Below are 18,719 nucleotides of genomic sequence, written 5' to 3' on the forward strand. Positions count from 1 at the left end.
ATAGAGGGGTTACAAGGTCAGCGGGCTATCGGAGTCCATGAAGTCATCAAACTCGTCCATGGATTGGAATTGCAGCTGCTGGCCGAGCAAACCGGCGTATTGGTTGATGGCGGCGGCCATCGTGTCAGGGTTGCTGCTGGCGATGCCTGCGGTGGAAAACAGCTGGTGGGTGGCTTGCTGCAACTGGGGTAATTCGCGGTGGGTAAAGGCGTCCAGTTGGGCTTGCTCTTGCGCGATCCGTCCGCGGGCTGCGGCTTCGATGATCTGCACGCGCGCCAGGTAAGCGCGGGAGCGTTCGACGCCTTCGGCGGCTTCCAGCGCCACCTGATAGAACATCGACGACAAGGTATAGCCGATCATCCCGCCGATTGCGGCACCGACGAAAGGAATGGGGATTGCCACTTGGCCCAGCGCGGCCATCATGCCGCTGGAGAGCATGCCGGCGCCTTTTTCGCCGACTTCATGCAGCAGCTGCGCCTCGCTGATTTCGTCGTTGACGTAACGCCGGATGGAGTCGCCCAACGACAAGCAGATATCAACCACCATCGCCGGTGCATTGGTTTTCGATAACGTGCGCAGCGTCTGGTTGCCCGATTGCTGCAAGCCACCCTTGATCGCGGCGCCGACAAAGGCAGTGCCGTAGCCCAGCGCGGCGGCCTTGGTCGTGTCGATAGCCAGATCCTGCGCGGCTTCCCCCAATTGTTTTTTATCCAGCGCGACGCTGAACAGGTTGGTCAGCAGCGAGATCGACCCGCCAACCACTGCACCGATCTTCGCGCCTTCGACGCCGGCCCTGTGGCTTGTACGGCCAATGTCCTTGAAGGTTTCGCCTGCTGGGTTCTTGACGTAATCGACGGCCTGCTCCGTGGTGATGCCCAGGTCGACGATGTCTTCGCGCTCCAGCGTGTCGAACTTGTTTGCGCGTTCGCGGAATTTTTCTGCGAGTTCGGACTTGCCTTCCAGCTCGGCGGTTTCGGCGTGCTTACGCAAGCCCGCGGCGCGTTTGCGGCAATAGGCGCGGGCGTCGTCCACTTGCTCGCTTGGCAGTTCGAGCTTCTTGCCGAAGTACTTGCTGTACTTGTGATCCTCGTGGCTGACCTGGTTGGCCACACGGTTGCCGTTGGCCTCCAGCTTGGTCTGGGCCTCGTAGACGATGTTGCCCTTGGTATCCACCCTTACGCGATCGACCGCTTCGCGGTATTTGCCATCGGTGGCGATGCCGTAATGCTTCAAGTCATCGCTGCGAATCGTGCGCTCGCTGGACTTGCTGATGATGGCCTCGGCGTTGTCGCGGCTGGTGCTGGCCACTTCACCGGCCCAGCCTGCGCGATGCTTGATGCCCGTGCCCTCTGTGCTGATGCCCTTGAGGCCCTTGCTCAGTTTGACTCCGACCTCATTGTCGACGCCGGTGAACCCCTTGATGTATTCGGCATTGGCACTGCCGAAGCGGTTGACCACTTCACTGGTGGCCAGCGCGGTGGCGGTCTGGGCGATATCCGCTTGGGTCTGGTCCTGACGGGTATTGGGGTCGTAGGGCTTCATTGAGCCTCCTGGCAGGCATGGGTAGGGGTGTACAACGCGGCCATCTTGTTCAGTTTTTCGCTGATGGCCTGGGTCCAGCAGGTGGGTTGATGCAGGTGGATGCTTTCGCCGAGGCCGAATACCCACCAGAAGGTTTCCTGGTCATCGGGTACTTGGGCCTGCAGGCGTTGCCAGTCACTGCCAGGCAACGGCGCCAGCGTCTGTTCGGCGCTCAACGGGGTTTCCTTGAGGAGCAAGGCAATTGACGGGGCCACGTCGGCAATCAAGGTGTGATGCGTCACCGGGCCGGCGCTGTTAAAACCGCCGCCTTGCAGGTAATGATCGATTTCGAAGCCAGGTTGCTCATGGGCAGCGGTTTCCAGGCAGGTCGCCTGCCGGATGCGGTGCAAGGCAAACTGGCGCACGTCGGTGTAGCCCTCGACTGTGCCCAGCAGGTAGCTCACCGAATGTCGCGAGACGATGCCGGCCGGGTGAATGCGCAAGGTCTTGTGGTCACCTTTGCTGCGGCTTTGGTAATGGATTTCCAGTTGTCGCGCTTCGAGCAGCGCAGTGGCGACGTCCGACCACACAGCATCATTGACCGGTGCCGGTTGCAGCGCCTTGCCGTTGGGCAGGGCACGCACGCGCTTTGCCCAGTGCGCCAGGGTGTTGTGTTGCAAGCTTTGAAGCTGACGTTGTGCCAGCTCAAAGTGCGGCGCCAGCAGGTTCAATACGCTGGGCGGCAGCAGCTTCCCCAGGTGGCTTTCAGCCAGGACAAATGCCAGTGCGGTGGGTGTGTCGAGCGCCGGCAAGTCGAATTGTGGCGTGTCCTTGGGAAAGCTCCAGCGGTAGGGGCGTTGGCTTTCGTCACAAAGCAAAGGGAAATCGAGGCCTAGCCGGCCGGTCAGGTCTCTTTGGAGGGTGCGCAAATCGAGGTCGAATTGTTCGGCCTTGAGCTTTTTCAGCAACTCTGCAGTGGAAATACTGCGGGGCTCGCGCGGTATCAGGCGTAACAGGGCCAAGTGCCTGAACAGCCGGTCTTTGGGGTCTGACATGGGGGTAACAGTGCTCGCATCGGCCTTGATGAGTTGCAGGTATTGACGACCTGCAGACAATTCCATTGATGGCTTTTTAACACTAACTGCTGCACCAGCCAAGGGCAGAGTGCCATCGCCGGGTTTCACTTACGCGTTGGCGGGGCCGGCATGACGATGCTTTTCGCGATCGAGTTCCTTTTGCAGCGCCTCGAACGCCTGATTGTTTTTCATCAGGATGACACCGACGACGACACCGACGGCAAAACAGGCCAGGGCTTTCATGGAGGACTCCTCAGGTTGGGTTGAGTGCATCCTCCGTTAACGAGGCGACAGGCTGTGTCGTTTGCTTTTTGAGGGGTGGAAGTCTTTTTGGGCGCCGAACGAAAGAAGCCACCTATCGGTGGCTTCTGTTCAGTTCAGTGGATCATTTTGTCGTCAAGGCGGAGTGGGCTCGTCCTTCCGTGCGCTGCTCCCACTTGGCAATCACCAACGGCGCCAGCGCATTGCCCAACACATTCAGCGCGGTGGTCGGCATCTCCATCAGGCGATAAACCCCCGCGATAATCGCCACGCCTTCCAGCGGCAAGCCGGCACTGCCCAAGGTGGCGGAGAGAATCACAAACATAAACCCCGGCACACCGGCCGCACCTTTGGAGGTGAGCACCATGGTCACCACCAGCAAGGCCTGGTCGGACAGGCTCAAGTCGATGCCATACAACTGCGCCACAAACAACGTGCCGATGCCGAGGAACAGCGAGGCGCCGTCGAGGTTGAACGAGTAACCCACCGGCACCACAAAGCTCACCAGCGAAGGCGGCACCCCATAGGTTTCGAGCTTTTTCATCAACTGCGGCATCACCGCCGCCGAGCTTGCGGTGGAGAAGGCCAGTACCAGTTCATCCTTGATATGCCGCATCAAGGCAAACAGGTTGATCCCGCAAAAACGCGCAATCAGGTTGAGCACCACCACCACGAAAAACATGATGGACACATAGCTGACCATGATCAGTTTGGCCAACGGCAGCAGTGCACCAAAACCGAAGTTGGCCACGGTGACGGCGATCATGCCGAACACGCCGATGGGCGCGTAAGCCATGATCATCGAGGTCAGTTTGAACATCGCATCCGAGAGGCCACGCATCAGCGTGATCACCGGGTCTTTGCGTTCGGCGGGCAAGCGCGACACGGCAAGGCCGAACATCACCGCAAAAAACAGCACCGACAACAGGCTGCCCTGGGCCATGGCGTTGATCACGTTGTCGGGGATGATGCCGACGATAATCTGGCCCAGGCTGTGGCCGCCGCCACCGCTGGTGGGCAGGGTGATAGGTGCCGCATGCAGGCTGGCCAATTCAGTGCCGGCGCCCGGTTTAAGCAGGTTACCCAACACCAGCCCGACAATGATGGCCAGGGTGGTGATGCAGAAAAAATAGCTCAGGGTTTTGACCCCGATACGGCCCAGGGCCTTGCCGTCACCGTGCCCGGCAATGCCCACCACCATGCAGGCAAACACGATCGGCACGACGATCATCTTCATCAGCTTGATAAAAATATCGCCTGCCGGTTGCAGGATGTTGTCCACCAGCCACGGCCGGGATTCAGGAAAGCGGTGCAGCAGGGCACCAATGGCGATACCGGCGAGCAAGCCGATCATGATTTGCCAGACCAGCGCGATGCGGGGCGTGTGCATGGGAATGCCTCATTTGCGATCAATGATTTTTAAGTTGTTGTTCTAGGCAGTCAAAACAGCGGCCATCCCTTGGCCGCCGGCTGTTGCGCCGGGTTCAGCGCAGGTCGTGGCACGCGTCCTGGAGGCGGCGGCAACCTTCTTCGATCACGTCTGGCGCGCTTGCGAAGGACAGGCGTACATACGGCGACATGCCGTACGCCGCGCCGCTGACGGTGGCCAGGCCGTATTCGCGCAGCAAGTACTCCACCAACTGCGTGTCGCTCTCCAGGGGTTGCCCTTGTGGCGTGAGCTTGCCCATCAGCCCGCTGACATTGGCGAACACATAGAACGCGCCGTCCGGTGGGGTCACGCTCACGCCGGGAATGCCTGCCAGTCGATCCAGCATCAGTGCACGGCGGCGCACGTATTCATCGCGCATGGCGGTGATGGGCGCCTGCTCACCGGCAAAGGCCGCCACCGCAGCGGCCTGGCTCAACGAGCTGGGGCAGGTGGTGGTTTGCGACAGCAACTTGCCGATGGCCGCGATCAACCACGCCGGCCCCGCGCCAAAACCCAAACGCCAGCCGGTCATTGCGTAGCCCTTGGAGGCGCCGTTGATGATCAGGGTGCGCGGCTTCAGGTCCGGCGCCAGGCGCGTCAGCGGCACGTGGCGGGCATCGCCATACACGAAGTGCTCATAGATCTCATCGGCCATCACCAGCACGTGGGGATGCGCACGCAACACCAAGGCCAGGGCCAGCAGTTCGGCTTCGCTGTACACCGCGCCGCTGGGGTTGTTGGGGCTGTTGAGAATCACCCATTTGGTGCGCGGGGTGATCGCCTGTTCCAGCGCCTCGGGCGACAATTTGAAGCCCCGGTTTTCATCGCCGGGGATGATCACCGGTGTGGCGTCGTTGAGCCGTGCCATGTCCGGGTAGGACACCCAATACGGCGTATGCACGATGACCTCATCGCCACGGTTCAGCGTGGCGGCCAGCGCGTGATAAATGATGTGCTTGCCGCCGCAGCCGGCGACCACTTCGTCCAGGCCGTAGACCAGGTCGTTGTCGCGGGAAAGCTTGAGGCAAATGGCCTGGCGCAGCGCGAGGGTGCCGGTGGTGGCAGTGTAATGGGTGTCGCCGCTCTCCATCGCCAGGCGGGCGGCGTGGAGAATATGCGCGGGGGTATCGAAGTCCGGCTCGCCCACGGTGAAATTGACGATATCGCGGCCCTGGGCGCGCAGTTCAGTTACCAAGGCATTGGCGGCCACACTCGGCGACGGCGCGATGCCGAGCACACGCTCGGAAAGAAAGGCTGTGCTCATGTTCAATCCGCCAAGCCGGCGTTTACCAGCACTTTGTCGATCCAGCCTTGGCGCATCGCGCCCGTGGCGATTTCGGCCTTCACCGCTTCTTCGTGCTCGGCATGTTGCCCGGCACGGCGCAGCACTTGAGCCGCGTCAGCCTGGGAAAAAGCCACCAGCCCGTCTTCATCACCCACCAGCAAGTCGCCGGGGGTGATCAGCATACCGCCGATGGACACCGGCACATTCACCTCGCCAGGCCCGGTTTTGTACGGCCCGGTGTGCACCACGGCGCGGGCGTAGCAGGGCGTGTGCTCAAAGCTTGCGACATCACGAATCGCGCCGTCGATCACAAACCCCACGCAGCCGCGTTGCTGGGCGTAGAGCTTGACCAACTCGCCGATCACCGCGTTATTGGTGTCGCCCTGGCCGTCCACCACCAGCACATGGCCGGGTTGCATCATGCTCATGGCCTTGTAGATCATCAGGTTGTCGCCGGGCCGGGTCTTGACCGTGATCGCCGTGCCCACCAGCTTGCCGCTGCGGTTATAACGCGTCAGCCCACGGGCGCCGATATGGCGGCCGAGGTTGTCGCTGATATGCGGCGTGACCACATGGGCAAAGGCCTCGACCAGCTCGGCCGGGGCCATCGGGGCGTTGGGAAGGATGCGTGAACCGGGCAAGGACATGGCAAATCTCCAGAGTCGTCAGATAGCGAAGGGCTATGGCCGGATCTTAGGAGTGATAAACCGACAGTTTTAGCGATATTTTATGATGTGATAGCATCGATTTTTATCATGAGTTGGCTGCCATGATCACCTTCAAGCAAATCGATGCGCTGTACTGGATCGCTGAACTGGGCAGTTTTGAAGCGGCGGCCAACAAGCTGAACATGTCGCAGTCGGCCATCTCCAAGCGCATCCAGGAGCTGGAAGACACCTTTGATGTAGAGATTTTCGACCGCAGCAAACGCAACGCGCGGCTGACCGAAAAGGGCGGCGAGTTGCTCGACTATGCCCGCGACCTGCTCAAAGGCCGCGACCAGTTGCTCGAACGGGTCAGCGCCCGTCAAGTGCTGGTGCGCAGGTTTCGCCTGGGTGTCACCGAGTTGACCGCGCTGACGTGGTTACCGGCACTGGTCGAAACCTTGCGCCAGGCTTACCCCAAGGTGCAGATCGAGCCTTCGGTGGAACTCAGCAGTGAGCTGTTCCGCAAGCTCGAAAGCGACCAACTGGATCTGGTGATCGTGCCCGACGTGTTCAGCGACCCACGCTTTCACAGCACCGCGCTGCAAAGCGTGGAAAACGCCTGGATCTGCGCGCCCAGCCTGATCCCCGACGCCGACCCGGTGGGCCTCGAGACCCTGGCCAACTACACCGTGCTTACCCAGGGCGCGCAGTCGGGCACCGGGTTGATCTACGAGCGTTGGCTGGCCGCGCACAACGTGCAGATGCCGCGCACGCTGTCGAGCCACAACTTGTTGGTGCAGGTGGGGTTGGCATTGTCGGGGATTGGCGTAAGTTACCTGCCCAGGGCGTGCTTGTCGCACTTGATCGAGCAAGGCGCGCTACGGGCGCTGGTCACCGAGCCCGAATTGCCGCGCATCCAGTATGTGGCGTTGCACCGGGTCGACCGGCAGTTCGGCTTGAACCAGGACGTGGCGCAGATGGCGCAAGTGTGCTGCGATTTTTCGCGGTTACTGCTGTGATCGTGTGATCGTTCCCACGCGCGGGAACGATCAAAATCCCGCAACCTGGGTATCGGCAGGCGCTACCCTCCAAGAGGATCAACGGTATGGCATTTACCACCCTGATACTGGATGCCCCCGGGCCGCCGTTACTGTTTGAGGAAGTCGATCGCTTTCTTGAACTGGGCCTGGGCGTCACCCTCAACCTGCATTATTTCGCGGACAAAGAGCGCATTCGGCAGCACTACGGCGCGCGCATTCACTATGCCGAGATCAACTGCCATGACGAGCCTGGCTTTATTGCCGCCGTGAGTCAGGCCGGGGGCTACAGCGTGTTCAAGACGCGCCTGAACATCCCCTTGGGCGCCGGCCTGATCCGCGCTGCCACCTCGCCGGCGTTGGCCACGCCACTGCGCGCCATTGCCCAGGCTGGCGCAGGGGTCAATCATATTGACCGGCTGGCGTGCGAGCAGTGTGGTGTGGCGATCCTCAATACGCCGGGCTCCAACGCGGCCGCTGTTGCCGAATACGTCGTGGCCCAGGCGCTGTATCTGTCGCGCGATCTGGATGACTACAACGCCGAAACGCACAACGGCCATTGGGCAAAAGGCACCCTGGCACCTGCCTGCGAATACGCCGAACTGACGCTTGGGCTGGTGGGCACCGGCAGCATTGCCCGGCAGGTGGCGCGCAAGGCTGCGGCGCTGGGCATCAAGGTGATCGCTACCGGGTCCGAACGCTTTACCGAGCCGGTGGCGCGCAGCCTTGGGCTTGAACGACGGGCGGGTCTTGAACCGTTACTGGCCGAGGCGGACATCGTCTCGATCCACGTACCGCTCACCCCGCAGACTCGAGGCTTGTTCGGCACTGCCGAGTTCCGGCAGATGCGCCAGGGCTCAATCCTCATCAATACCGCGCGCGGCGGGATCGTCGACGAACACCAGTTGGCCGCCTTCATGGGCGAGTTTCCCAGGCATATCAAAGCGGTGGCCATCGATACCTTTGCCCTGGAGAAAGACCGCTTCGACTCGCCATTGACCGCGATTGCCAATGCGCAATTGACGCCGCACATTGCCGGCAATACCACCACGGCAATCCGGACGGCATCACGCCAGATCGTCGACAAGATCCACGCATTCAGTGCCACCGCCATCGTGCGTTAACCTACCGGACACAAGGAAGGCCGATAACTCATTCTCGCCCGGCGCGCTGTATTAAAGGGCAAGAGGCTGGTAAGTATGACGTCGGATAGTGAGCCGACGAAATCAATCATGAAACGCCATTTCGAAGATTTGCAGCTGGGCAGCATCGAGCTGTTCTGCCTCGCCGCCGAAGCCGGGAGCTTTACCGCGGCCGCGCAGGCCGCAGGTGTTACCCCGGCCGCTGTGAGCCGCAGTATCTCGCGCCTGGAACAACGCTTGGGCGCACGCTTGTTTGTGCGTACCACGCGCAGCATTCGCCTCACCGACAGCGGCCGCACATTTTTCGAGCAATGCCGCGAGGCGCTGACGCAACTGGTGGAGGCCCAGCAACAGATGATGGGCGCGCAGGCGGTGCCGTCCGGGCGCTTGCGCATCAGTGTGCCGACCACTTACGCGCATCACCGCTTGCTGCCGCTGCTGCCCAGGTTTCGTGCGCAGTACCCGCAAGTCACCGTGGATATCCATATCAGCAACCGCAACATCGACTTCGTTGCCGAAGGCTATGACCTGGCCATTCGCGTGCGCGCCCAGCCGGATTCGTCGTTGATCGCGCGGCTGCTGGAAGATGCCGAGCTGGTGGTCGTTGCCGCACCGGCCTACCTGAAACGCGCCGGTACGCCGCAGGGGCTGGACGACTTGCCTGCGCATGAGTGCATTCAATTTGAATTGCCCAGCAACGGTCGACGCATCCCCTGGCTGTTCCAGGTGCAAGGCCAGGAGCAGGAGTTTGCCGGGCAGGCCGGTTACAGCATTGCCCATGATGTGCTGGGCGGCGTAACCCTGGCCAAACACGGCGCGGGGCTGTTTCAAACGTACAAATTCATTGTTGAACCTGAGTTGGCCGACGGCAGCCTGGTTGAAGTGCTGCAGCCGTTTGGCGGGCGCTCGCGGCCCTTCACTTTGCTGTATCCCAGCATGGGCGCTTTGTGCCGCATCGGGTGCGGGCGTTTGTGGATTTTTTGCTGGCATGTCGGGACGAATGGGCGACGCGGTAGCGGCCGTAATGTCCCATGTCAGCAGGAGTTGGCTGATCGCCGCGTCGATATCCTTCAACCGCACGTTATCGCGCGCCAGGATCGAAACGCCCTGCAAGAAACTGTCAAACACCGTCGCCATCGACGCCGCTTGCGTGGTGCCTGGCAATTGCCCAAGACGTATCCCGCGCTCAACGCAGGCCACAATGCCCGCCCGGGTGCGCACCCGCGATTGCGTCAGGGCTTCCGCGACCCGCGCATTTTCCGGGCTGGGTGCGCTCATCACGCCCAGCGCCACCATGCAGCCCTTGGGGTGCCCGTCTTCACACTGCATGCGCGCCGACTGGCGCAGCGCGGTTTCGATGGCCGTGCGGGGTGGCAAAGCCTCGTCCCACAGGCATTCGGTGACCTGGGCATAGGTGGCCAGATAACGCTGCACGCACTCATCGAACAGCGCTTCTTTGGAGCCGAATGCCGCATAAAAACTCGGCGCGGAGATACCGCCACCCAGCCCGGCCTTGAGCTGGGTGAGGGAGGTGGCGTCATAACCATGCTGCCAGAACAAGTGCATGGCCTGTTCAACGGCCTGGTCTCGGTCGAAATTACGCGGGCGGCCCATTTGTGCCATGTGGGGAATCCTCTGGGTAAGCGAGATAAATACTAGTCGATACATAAGTCGTTGACAACGCACGGTGTGCGCACGCAACATTTATATCGATCAGTATCTAAGTCGTCCCAAGGAGTCTCCCGTGACACCCTCACTCAGCTTATCCGCGTCATCCGACCGTCTGCCCATTGGCGCTTTGCTCGCCCTGGCCATGACCGGCTTTATCTGCATCGTTACCGAAACCCTGCCCGCCGGGCTGTTGCCGTTGATCAGCGAAGGCCTGGCGATTTCGCCGTCGATGGCCGGGCAGATGGTCACGGCCTACGCGCTGGGTTCGGTGCTGGCGGTGATCCCCATGACCATCGCCACCCGTGGCTGGCGGCGGCGCAATGTGTTGCTGCTGACCATCGTCGGGTTTCTGCTGTTTAACTCCATCACCGCGCTGTCCTCCCATTACGGCGTAACCCTGGTGGCGCGGTTCTTTGCCGGCGTGGCGGCGGGGCTGGCCTGGAGCCTGCTGGCCGGTTATGCCCGGCGCATGGTTGCGCCGCACCAACAGGGCCGTGCGCTGGCGCTGGCCATGGTGGGTACGCCGATTGCGCTGTCGCTGGGGGTGCCGCTGGGCACGTGGCTGGGGGGCCTGGTGGGTTGGCGTACCACCTTTGGTCTGATGTCGGCGCTGACGCTGCTGCTGATCGTGTGGGTACTGGCGAAAGTCCCGGACTATCCGCCGCAGCCTGCGCACCAGCGTCTGTCCCTGGGCCAAGTGCTGACCACGCCCGGCGTGCGACCGGTGCTGGCGGTGGTGATCAGTTGGATGCTGGCGCACAACATTCTGTACACCTACATTGCCCCGTTTGTGGCGCGTGCAGGCTTGGCTGAGCGTGTGGATTTAGTCTTGCTGGTGTTCGGCATTGCCGCGCTGCTGGGGATCTGGTTGACGGCCAAACTGGTCGAACCGCTGTTGCGCAAGACCGTGCTGGCAAGCCTGGTGACGTTTGCGGCGGTAACCCTGGTGTTCGGCTTTGTGGGCAGCGTGCCGCAGGTGGTCTACCTTGGCGTGGCCGTGTGGGGCCTGAGTTTTGGTGGCGCCGCGACACTGCTGCAAACCGCATTGGCCGATGCCGCTGGAGAGGGCGCCGATGTGGCGCTGTCGCTGAACGTGGTGGCGTGGAACAGCGCCATTGCGGCCAGCGGTGTAGTCGGTGGCGTGTTGCTGGAGACATGGGGCGCCGCCTCATTTCCATGGGCGATGGCGCTGTTGCTGTTGGTGGCGTTGGTGATTGCCTGCACGGCGCATGCCCATGGCTTCAAACCGGGACGGCGGTCAGCCGATGGGCCTGCGGTGGCGGGGCACTAGGCGCTAAGCGAGCTTCACGTTCATGGTGATGCGGGCGGTAAATACCTTGATATCGCCCTCATCGAAAATATCCACCGGCACGATCTTGTCGCCGGCGGTTTGCCAGTCAACCGCGCTGCCATCCGCCACGGCACGGATATTCGATTTCGCCTTGGCCAGGTATTCCACGGTCATGCCTTTGGGAATCCAGCGCGCGCCGGCCGGGATCGACACGTCGGTCATGGTGCCGCCCGCCAGTTCGGCCGCGTTGCACAGCGCGATGGCATGCACAGAGGCCAGGTGGTTGGTGATTTCCTTGCAAAACGGCACGTTGACCACCGCACGGTTGGGGCTCAGTTCGGCGAATTCGGGGGTGATGGTGCTGAAATAGGGCGCCATCTGGCAGACCATTTTGCTGAAAGCGGCGGGGCCTGCGCTGTTGAACATGCTGAGTACTTGGCTCATTGGGTATTCCTTTTTTGTTTGCGGAATAATTTTCCGTAACAGAACAATATTCTGTAAATTCCATTCGCGTCAACCCACGCTTTCTCTGGCGGTCGATGAACCTATAAACTGTTTTTATTTGGCGCCTCTTCGCATGCACTCCATCGACCTTATCGAGCGTACCTTCCCCGGCAGGCGCAGCGACCTCAAGCGCAGCATCCTGCGTGAAGCGCTGGCGTGCTTTAACGAGGTGGGGATCGAGGCGACCAATATCGAAACCATTCGCGCACGCTGCGACACCAGCGTGGGTGCCATCTACCATCACTTCGGCAGTAAAGAGGGGCTGGTGGCCGCCTTGTTTTTTGCCGCACTTGAAGACCAGGCCAGCCTGCGCGAGCGTTACTTGCAGGACGCGCAAACCGCGCAGGCTGGCGTCGTGGCGCTGGTGTACAGCTACGTTGAGTGGGTGCATGCACAACCGGAGTGGGCGCGGTTCGTGTTCCAAAGCCGCTTTGCGGTGTCCAACGGCCCATTCAAGGACGAACTGATTGCACGCAATAAACGGCGTAACCATCAGTTGAAAGACTGGATGAATGCAGAAGGGCGCAAGGAGTACTTCAGCCCACTGCCCGCCGAGCTCATTCCTTCGCTGATCATCGGCGCGGCCGAAAACTACTCGCGTGCCTGGCTGTCAGCCAAGGTCAAAAAAAGCCCCTGGGAGTATCGCGAGTTGCTGGCGCAGGCGGCCTGGAATTCGATCCGTCAGGCGTCGCACTAAAGTTTAAAGTGAGGGTCCATTAGGCTCCTCACTTTAAGATATAAAACATGCACTTACGCATTATTGCAGTTGGCCTGTCGGCGTTTGTTCTGCTCTCGCCCGGCGCACAGGCCCGCAGCCTGCTGGACCTGATCAAACCACCCGCCCATGAACACACTTCGCGCTCAAGCTCCATCAGTCAAAGCGCGGCCCTTGGGCTCTATTCCCGTCAAGAAAAACAGCTCTCCTTCGACGGCTGCGCGGACCTGTTTCCCGGTGCCAAGCCGATCAACACGGCCACCGTACCCGCCTCGATGAAACCCATGGCGCTGTGTTCGGATCACTTTGCGGTGCTCTACTCGCAAACCAGCAAGACGCCTTTGGTGGTGGTCGAGCGTTTGAATGCCGCACAGTTGAAAGACGCCAAGGGTGAAGAGCGCACCAACCAGTTTTATCCCGACCCGCGCATTCCCAAAGGCGCCCGCGCCGAGTTGAGCGACTACCGCAGCCAGCACCCGGCGGTGGACCGCGGCCATCAATCCCCGGCCGCCGATGCGCCAAGCGCAAATGCCATGGCGCAGTCCTTCGCCTTGTCGAACATGGTGCCGCAAGACCCCACCAACAACCGCAAGATCTGGAGCAAGGTCGAGGCCGACGTGCGCAAGTTCGCCCTGCGGGCCGGCGGCAATGTGTTTGTGTTCACCGGCCCGTTGTTTGATGCCGGCTACAGCACCGTCGGCGACAACAAGGTGTGGGTGCCGACGCGCCTGTTCAAGCTGGTGTACGACGCCTCGTCCCAACGCGCCTGGGCCTATGTGCTGCCCAACGCCGAAACCCGTATCCAGAAGCCGATGGACTACGACACCTTTGTGAAAAGCACCGGCCTCAAGTTGCTCGGCAACTTGCCGGTGACCGGCTCGGTGGGTCGGACATAACCACTTTCGGCCAGTCTGACTGACGCTGGATCGGCCCGCTGTACTGACACCCACGGGATGTCGGCACAGCGGGCGTCAGGGCTTTAGACTTTTTCGATCCAGCCTGCCGGCGCTTCAACGTCGCCGTTCTGGATGCCCGTCAGCTCATTGAACAAACGTTGGGTCAGCGGGCCAGCCTCATGTTCGCTGTGGAATACATGCAGGTGATCGTTGTAGCGGATACCGCCGATCGGTGTGATAACCGCTGCGGTGCCGCACGCACCGGCTTCCTTGTAAGCCGCGAGGTTGTCGATATACACATCTTCTTCCACCGCCTTGAGCCCCAGACGGCTTTGCGCAAGCTCGATCAACGAGGCGCGGGTGATGCCAGGCAATACTGAAGGTGAACGCGGGGTCACAAAGGTGTTGTCATGGGTAATGGCAAAGAAATTGGCCGAGCCGACTTCTTCGATTTTTTTATGGGTCAGCGGGTCGAGGTAAATGCAGTCGGCAAAACCCGCCTGCCGTGCCTCGGTACCGGGTAGCAGGCTGGCCGCGTAGTTCCCGCCGACCTTGGCGGCGCCCGTGCCATTGGGGGCGGCGCGGTCGTAGTCGGAAATGATGAAGTTGCTCGGTTGCAACACGCCTTTGAACAACGCGCCGACCGGGATGCAAAACACGCAGAAGATAAACTCCGGCGCGGTACGCACACCGATGTTATCGCCCACACCGATGACGAAAGGTCGCAGATACAGCGAGCTGCCGGTTCCGTAGGGCGGCAGGAAGCGTTCGTTGGCCTTGATCACCTGCTTGCAGGCATCGATGAATTGCGCGGTCGAGACGGGCGGCATCAGCAGCCGCGAGCAACTGCGCTGCATGCGCGGGCAGCATTCTGATCGGGGCGAAACAGGTTGATCGAACCATCCTTGCAGCGGTAGGCCTTCATCCCCTCAAAACACTGCTGGCCATAATGCAGCGCGGTTGAGCCTTCGCTGATATGCAGTTGGTTATCTTCGGTCAGCGCACCTTCCTGCCACTGACCGTCACGCCAGTGTGCGATGTAACGAAGGTCGGTTTTCCTGTAGCTGAAGCCCAGGTTATTCCAATCCAGTTGCGGATGTTCCATATCACGACTCCCGAACCCGGCTACGGGTGGTATTTATTGGTTCCAGTTGATGCTCAATGCAGCATCAAGCCATTGGTGGTACGCGTTCGCCGCCTCATCCGAGGCATGTACCGAGAAGATGAACCCTGGGTAGCCGCCAAACGCGGGAGGGGGTGGTGAAAGGTGTCCGGCCTCGAAAAAGGTCACGATCCGTGCGGTTTCTGGGTGCTCCTCGACCTTTTCCAGCCCGCTGAAACCGTTGAAACGGCCATCGCCGCGCAGAGGAATGATGTAGTTTGCAGCCACTTTGGCGGCCGGCAGTACATCGGGCAGTGCCGGGGTCGGCAGCCCCAGGGCCGCCTGCATGCACAGTGCGGCGAACGACACGCCGGTGCTCTGCTCCACGACAAAGTGCGAGACCCCCGAGCCCCCTATGCGTGCGCCGATTTCAATCACATACGCTTGCTCCTTGGCATCCAGGCGCAGCTCCACATGGGCGGCGCCCATGGTAATGCCCAACGCCTTGACCCCGGCGCGCGCGGTTTCGCACAGGGCCATGATCAAGGGGGCGTCGATATCTCGACGCTGGCGATAGATCGTTTCTTCAAACCAGGGCCCTTCGGGTTGGCCCTTGTCGCCCACGGCCAGGACATGCACCCCTTCGATGTCGACAAAGCACTCCACGACGAATTCTTTACCCGGCAAATACTGTTCAACAACCAGGCCTGCGGCTTTGTCCTGGTCATAGAAACGTGCCAGGTCCTTGCTCTGCACCTCCCAGACAGCGTTGACGAGGGCGGGAAGCTCTTCGGCCGTCTTGGCCAGCATCACACCGGTACTCGACCAGCCGGAGAGCGGCTTGATCACCAGGGGCAAGCCCAGGGCGCGGGTTTGCGACAGGTCGTGGGGGTTATCAATGTAGCAAAAGCCCGGTGACCTCAAGCCTGCCTCGGCAAAGGCCTGGCGCATCAGGTACTTGTTGCGGGCCAGCGCCGCCACATGGGGATCGATGCCAGGGGTACCGATTTTTTGCGCCGCCAGCGCCGTCCAGATGATCGCTTCTTCGCGAACCGTCATGACCCCGCCAATCCCTCTCTCTTGCGCGCCGGCCGCAAACGCTTCCAGCGCCACCTGCGGCTCGTCGAAAACCGGCAGCTGCCAGGTCGATGTGACCGCCGGCAAGTGCGCGGGGGCGTTTTCGGTCGTGTCGTAAATCAGTACCAGTTCAATACCTGCCGCTTCTGCGGCCTCGAATACAAAGGACAACTTGGCACTGCGGTGGCAAACCAACGCCAGCTTTTTCATTGTATTTCCTCACTAACCGGTGGGTTTGGGGCGCGACGCTTGAACGTCCAGCCCGAGGCGCCTGATGCATCCATGAATAACAGGGTGATCCCCACCATGACCGCAATCATCGCGACGATTTTTACTGCACCCAAGGTCGTGCCGGAGCCGATCAACCACTCACCGGTGACCACGGCGAACGGCGCCAGCAAGCCAATCGCATTGGCATACAACACACCGCCCTCGGCCAGGACCTTCTGGTACAACACGTACACCGGCGCCGAGCAGGCAGCCCCCAAAATCAGCACTTTGAGCGCGTCCTCAAGGTTCAGGAGCAACAAGGGCGCGGGGTCGAGAATGAACAGCGGCACAAAGCACGCCGCGGCGATCAGCGTGACCCAGGCCAGCGAGTTGATCAGTGGCAGGTCCTTGAGGTAACGCTTGGACAGCAGGCCATAAACGGCGTAGGAAAGCGCCGCGACCAAGGCCAGCGCAATGCCTGACGGGCTGACTGCGCCAACGTCGCCGGTGTGGGTATTGAACGCCAGCGCCGCGACACTGACGATCACCACACCCGCCAGCTTGAGCCAGGAAAAACCCAGGCTGCGTGTCAGCAGACCCAGCAGGTAGGTAATGCCCGGAATCGTCGCCAGGACCATGGTCAGGTCGCTGGCTTTCAGCGTTTTCAAGGCGCCGAAGCTGCAGACAAAATAGAGCGAGAACCCCAGGATCGACAGGATGAAAAAACCCGGCATCCTTGCGAGCAGGGGCTTGGAAGCCTGCGGCGGCCGCTTGCTGAACGCCACGATCAGCCATAAGGCGGCCGTTGTGGCCCACAGCCTGAGCCCAACGGCATGCATCACCGCAAGGCTACCGAGCAGGCTTTTCGACAGCAGCCAACTGATCGAGAACAACGCGAGAATGGCCACGGTGAACAGCAGCAGGCGGACCTTCAATGCATTCATTGGGGGCACTCGGCCAGCACGCGGCGTGCGTAGTGCGTGGCCGGGAAATTGAAGCGTGCCAGTGGGGTTTGCGGTGCGCCCAGATGCTGCTGCACATAAGCTTTGGCACCCGCCAGATAGGCCTCGTCGTCGAGTGTTTCGAGGGCCTCGATATCGGCGATCATCGACACCAGCTTCTGGCCCAGACGTTCGCTGTCAAAGGTGAGGTGGCCGTGCTCGGTTTCGACCAATGCCTTGGCATTGATCAGCATCTCGAACAGCAAAATCCCGGTGCCGGCATCGAACGTCATGTGCTGGTCCGAGCCTTTGGGGTAGCGGAACATGCGCTCGAGCAGGATGAACTCGGCGATTTCACGCCAAAAGTCCGGACGGTGTTCCAGCACCAGGCGCACCGTGATCAGGTCACACTTGGTTTCTTCCAGCAGGCCGGTAAACCAATTCAGCTTTATATACAGGTTTTTGTCCAATGGGCGTGGCCCGGTGTGGTGCGCATAGTCGTGGTAATAACCCCACAAGCAACGCGCGTCGTACATGTCTGACTCAGACATCTGGCGGCTGCTCAATTGGCCGAACAGGAACGGGCTCTGGCGCCCGAACAAGCGGTCTGCCTCGACGAGTGTCTGCTCGTTGTAGATACGCAGAAACTTGCTGAAGAAGAACAGCGCGAAGGTCTGTTTATCGACCTTGGCTGCCGTCGCCAGGGACTCTGGAAACAGCACAATGCAATTGCCTTGCAGGAACCCCTTCGAGGCCGCTCCCAGCTTGATGCATTGAAACGGTGCCACGTAATGCTCGGTGTACTGCGCGGCCTTTGCCAGGTAAGGGGTTTCACTGCGGTAGCCGGAGACCAGCTCCAGCCGGAAGCCTTCGGGGTCAGGGCCGTTGGTCGCGCGCATGGGGGCCAGTAGAAACAAGGCGTCGCCGGGCGCAGGGGTGTTGAAACTGGCGAGAGTCTTATCGAACAAAGGCCGTTGATCCAGGCCATTCTTCAGCCAGTTGCCCAGGTCTTCCAGCGTCGCTGTCAACAATGACGCAGACAGCCCGTCGATCATTGCGGCGTGCCGGTCGAGCTCGGCGATCAAGCGGTTGATGAGGGCCTGGTCGGCCATCTGCGGCGCCTTGATGCTGCCATCCAGTTCCTGGCGGGCACGCACTTCATTGACGATATTGACCAGGGTCGACAGCGGCTCAGGCTTTTGCATGGTCGGCTCGCTTCAGCGAATGGACCAGAAAGGCCATCGGCACCTGGCCGAAATCCTCAATGATGTTCAGCTCATGCAGGTCTGCCGCGACCACGGTGGTCACGCATGCATCTGCCTTGCCGGTGCTGCACAGCACGGCGGCATCGGCGTTGCTGTTGGCAAACACCTTGCGGTAATGGCTGGCCACCAGGGATTGGGGCGCGGGATGGGTTGCCACACTCTTTATCTGGTCGGCGCTGGTACGACTGGCAAGCACCATGGAGTGGGTCGGCATGATGAAGCTGTCGCACAACTCCATATCGCCCAGTCGGGTAAAAATCAGCGTATGCAAATCGGGATACGCAGCGCAGCTTAGTAGGTAGCCGTCCTGTTTTCCGGACAACTCATCAAAGGCTTGCTCAAGCGTCTCATGCAGAACAATTCGTTGGTTGCTATTGCGCTCTTCACGAGAATCAAGCCACCACTGCGCGGCGGTGGCGCAATTGGTACCCTCGGGGCCAAGCGTATAGATAGTCGGACTGATAGCCGTGTGCATGCTTTAACTTCCTTGTCAGAGCCCACCGAATAGCGGGCCAGAATCCATTCTTACCACCCGATGGTGGCTGCCTTGGCGCAGGTTACTGTAGGTTTTTTGTTCAAGCAATACACCCGGCGAAACTAAACTTTGCCACCTTCGCGGGCTTACCTGGCCGTCTGAATTCCTGCAAAG

At 60.8% G+C, this 18,719-nt stretch carries 16 protein-coding genes and 3 pseudogenes; 6 read left to right on the forward strand and 13 right to left on the reverse strand.

The window, feature by feature from the left end; genetic code table 11:
• Positions 1–9 precede the first annotated feature (9 nt).
• From QF043_RS08145 to QF043_RS08170, 6 genes are all read right to left on the reverse strand, one after another.
• Positions 10–1,542: a hypothetical protein gene (locus tag QF043_RS08145; protein WP_307418099.1), complete on the reverse strand. Its 1,533-nt coding sequence runs from the start codon at positions 1,540–1,542 to the stop codon at positions 10–12.
• Positions 1,539–2,576, reverse strand: coding sequence for a YafY family protein (locus QF043_RS08150; RefSeq protein WP_307421331.1), 1,038 nt, complete (start codon positions 2,574–2,576; stop codon positions 1,539–1,541). Before QF043_RS08150 ends, QF043_RS08145 begins: the two co-directional genes overlap by 4 nt.
• 129 nt (positions 2,577–2,705) lie before the next feature.
• Positions 2,706–2,840, reverse strand: coding sequence for a hypothetical protein (locus QF043_RS08155; protein ID WP_307418100.1), 135 nt, complete (start codon positions 2,838–2,840; stop codon positions 2,706–2,708).
• A 142-nt stretch (positions 2,841–2,982) separates the two neighbouring features.
• Positions 2,983–4,248 (reverse strand): cation:dicarboxylate symporter family transporter, encoded by a 1,266-nt coding sequence (locus QF043_RS08160; protein WP_307418101.1) that lies wholly within the window; start codon positions 4,246–4,248, stop codon positions 2,983–2,985.
• A 94-nt stretch (positions 4,249–4,342) separates the two neighbouring features.
• Positions 4,343–5,551, reverse strand: a complete 1,209-nt coding sequence (locus QF043_RS08165; RefSeq protein ID WP_307418102.1) for a pyridoxal phosphate-dependent aminotransferase — start codon at positions 5,549–5,551, stop codon at positions 4,343–4,345.
• 2 nt (positions 5,552–5,553) lie between these two features.
• Positions 5,554–6,219: an RraA family protein gene (locus QF043_RS08170; RefSeq protein ID WP_307418103.1), complete on the reverse strand. Its 666-nt coding sequence runs from the start codon at positions 6,217–6,219 to the stop codon at positions 5,554–5,556.
• Between the two features lie 122 nt (positions 6,220–6,341).
• Between QF043_RS08170 and QF043_RS08175 the strand changes: the two genes are divergently transcribed.
• The 3 genes and pseudogenes from QF043_RS08175 (at position 6,342) to QF043_RS08185 (ending at position 9,414) form a co-directional block, all read left to right on the forward strand.
• Entirely contained in the window at positions 6,342–7,238 is an 897-nt protein-coding gene (locus QF043_RS08175; protein ID WP_307418104.1) for a LysR family transcriptional regulator, read from the forward strand.
• Between the two features lie 86 nt (positions 7,239–7,324).
• On the forward strand, positions 7,325–8,380 hold the full coding sequence (locus QF043_RS08180) for a D-isomer specific 2-hydroxyacid dehydrogenase family protein (RefSeq protein WP_307418105.1): 1,056 nt from the start codon (positions 7,325–7,327) through the stop codon (positions 8,378–8,380).
• 108 nt (positions 8,381–8,488) lie between these two features.
• Positions 8,489–9,414, forward strand: a pseudogene (locus QF043_RS08185) (LysR substrate-binding domain-containing protein).
• Here the strand turns inward: QF043_RS08185 and QF043_RS08190 are convergent.
• Positions 9,362–10,021, reverse strand: a pseudogene (locus tag QF043_RS08190) (TetR/AcrR family transcriptional regulator); the annotation flags it as partial. The pseudogenes QF043_RS08185 and QF043_RS08190 sit on opposite strands and share 53 nt — an antisense overlap.
• Before the next feature lie 121 nt (positions 10,022–10,142).
• On the opposite strand from QF043_RS08190, the gene QF043_RS08195 reads away from it, so the two are divergent.
• The gene (locus QF043_RS08195) at positions 10,143–11,360 is read left to right on the forward strand and encodes an MFS transporter (protein ID WP_307418106.1); all 1,218 of its coding nucleotides are present in this window, start codon (positions 10,143–10,145) and stop codon (positions 11,358–11,360) included.
• Between the two features lie 3 nt (positions 11,361–11,363).
• On the opposite strand, the gene QF043_RS08200 is transcribed toward QF043_RS08195, so the two are convergent.
• Positions 11,364–11,804, reverse strand: coding sequence for a hotdog fold domain-containing protein (locus tag QF043_RS08200; RefSeq protein WP_305454424.1), 441 nt, complete (start codon positions 11,802–11,804; stop codon positions 11,364–11,366).
• A 133-nt stretch (positions 11,805–11,937) separates the two neighbouring features.
• On the opposite strand from QF043_RS08200, the gene QF043_RS08205 reads away from it, so the two are divergent.
• Together QF043_RS08205 and QF043_RS08210 are read left to right on the forward strand one after the other, a co-directional pair.
• Positions 11,938–12,561 carry a TetR/AcrR family transcriptional regulator gene (locus tag QF043_RS08205; RefSeq protein ID WP_307418107.1) on the forward strand — a complete coding sequence of 208 codons (624 nt, stop codon included), beginning with the start codon at positions 11,938–11,940 and terminating at the stop codon, positions 12,559–12,561.
• A 47-nt stretch (positions 12,562–12,608) separates the two neighbouring features.
• The gene (locus QF043_RS08210) at positions 12,609–13,475 is read left to right on the forward strand and encodes a DNA/RNA non-specific endonuclease (protein WP_307418108.1); all 867 of its coding nucleotides are present in this window, start codon (positions 12,609–12,611) and stop codon (positions 13,473–13,475) included.
• 83 nt (positions 13,476–13,558) lie between these two features.
• Here the strand turns inward: QF043_RS08210 and QF043_RS08215 are convergent.
• The 5 genes and pseudogenes from QF043_RS08215 to QF043_RS08235 form a co-directional block, all read right to left on the reverse strand.
• A pseudogene (locus tag QF043_RS08215) lies at positions 13,559–14,580 on the reverse strand (branched-chain amino acid aminotransferase).
• A 33-nt stretch (positions 14,581–14,613) separates the two neighbouring features.
• Complete coding sequence (locus tag QF043_RS08220) at positions 14,614–15,864, reverse strand: ATP-grasp domain-containing protein (protein WP_307418109.1); 1,251 nt, start codon at positions 15,862–15,864, stop codon at positions 14,614–14,616.
• Positions 15,861–16,808: a DMT family transporter gene (locus QF043_RS08225; RefSeq protein ID WP_307418110.1), complete on the reverse strand. Its 948-nt coding sequence runs from the start codon at positions 16,806–16,808 to the stop codon at positions 15,861–15,863. The genes QF043_RS08220 and QF043_RS08225 overlap by 4 nt, the downstream gene beginning before the upstream one ends.
• The gene (locus QF043_RS08230) at positions 16,805–18,010 is read right to left on the reverse strand and encodes a DUF6421 family protein (protein ID WP_307418111.1); all 1,206 of its coding nucleotides are present in this window, start codon (positions 18,008–18,010) and stop codon (positions 16,805–16,807) included. Before QF043_RS08230 ends, QF043_RS08225 begins: the two co-directional genes overlap by 4 nt.
• On the reverse strand, positions 17,997–18,545 hold the full coding sequence (locus QF043_RS08235) for a hypothetical protein (RefSeq protein ID WP_307418112.1): 549 nt from the start codon (positions 18,543–18,545) through the stop codon (positions 17,997–17,999). Before QF043_RS08235 ends, QF043_RS08230 begins: the two co-directional genes overlap by 14 nt.
• Between the last annotated feature and the right edge of the window lie 174 nt (positions 18,546–18,719).

This window comes from Pseudomonas sp. W3I7 (assembly GCF_030816095.1).
GTDB classification, from domain to species: Bacteria; Pseudomonadota; Gammaproteobacteria; order Pseudomonadales; family Pseudomonadaceae; genus Aquipseudomonas; species Aquipseudomonas salomonii.

Bases quoted from the DNA above. Each gene is read 5' to 3' on its own strand.
- QF043_RS08235 (WP_307418112.1), bottom strand. From the start codon at position 18,545: ATGCACACGGCTATCAGTCCGACTATCTATACGCTTGGCCCCGAGGGT.
- QF043_RS08165 (WP_307418102.1), bottom strand. From the start codon at position 5,551: ATGAGCACAGCCTTTCTTTCCGAGCGTGTGCTCGGCATCGCGCCGTCG.
- QF043_RS08160 (WP_307418101.1), bottom strand. From the start codon at position 4,248: ATGCACACGCCCCGCATCGCGCTGGTCTGGCAAATCATGATCGGCTTG.
- QF043_RS08145 (WP_307418099.1), bottom strand. From the start codon at position 1,542: ATGAAGCCCTACGACCCCAATACCCGTCAGGACCAGACCCAAGCGGAT.
- QF043_RS08230 (WP_307418111.1), bottom strand. From the start codon at position 18,010: ATGCAAAAGCCTGAGCCGCTGTCGACCCTGGTCAATATCGTCAATGAA.
- QF043_RS08150 (WP_307421331.1), bottom strand. From the start codon at position 2,576: ATGTCAGACCCCAAAGACCGGCTGTTCAGGCACTTGGCCCTGTTACGC.
- QF043_RS08225 (WP_307418110.1), bottom strand. From the start codon at position 16,808: ATGAATGCATTGAAGGTCCGCCTGCTGCTGTTCACCGTGGCCATTCTC.
- QF043_RS08220 (WP_307418109.1), bottom strand. From the start codon at position 15,864: ATGAAAAAGCTGGCGTTGGTTTGCCACCGCAGTGCCAAGTTGTCCTTT.
- QF043_RS08155 (WP_307418100.1), bottom strand. From the start codon at position 2,840: ATGAAAGCCCTGGCCTGTTTTGCCGTCGGTGTCGTCGTCGGTGTCATC.
- QF043_RS08170 (WP_307418103.1), bottom strand. From the start codon at position 6,219: ATGTCCTTGCCCGGTTCACGCATCCTTCCCAACGCCCCGATGGCCCCG.
- QF043_RS08210 (WP_307418108.1), top strand. From the start codon at position 12,609: ATGCACTTACGCATTATTGCAGTTGGCCTGTCGGCGTTTGTTCTGCTC.
- QF043_RS08200 (WP_305454424.1), bottom strand. From the start codon at position 11,804: ATGAGCCAAGTACTCAGCATGTTCAACAGCGCAGGCCCCGCCGCTTTC.
- QF043_RS08175 (WP_307418104.1), top strand. From the start codon at position 6,342: ATGATCACCTTCAAGCAAATCGATGCGCTGTACTGGATCGCTGAACTG.
- QF043_RS08180 (WP_307418105.1), top strand. From the start codon at position 7,325: ATGGCATTTACCACCCTGATACTGGATGCCCCCGGGCCGCCGTTACTG.
- QF043_RS08205 (WP_307418107.1), top strand. From the start codon at position 11,938: ATGCACTCCATCGACCTTATCGAGCGTACCTTCCCCGGCAGGCGCAGC.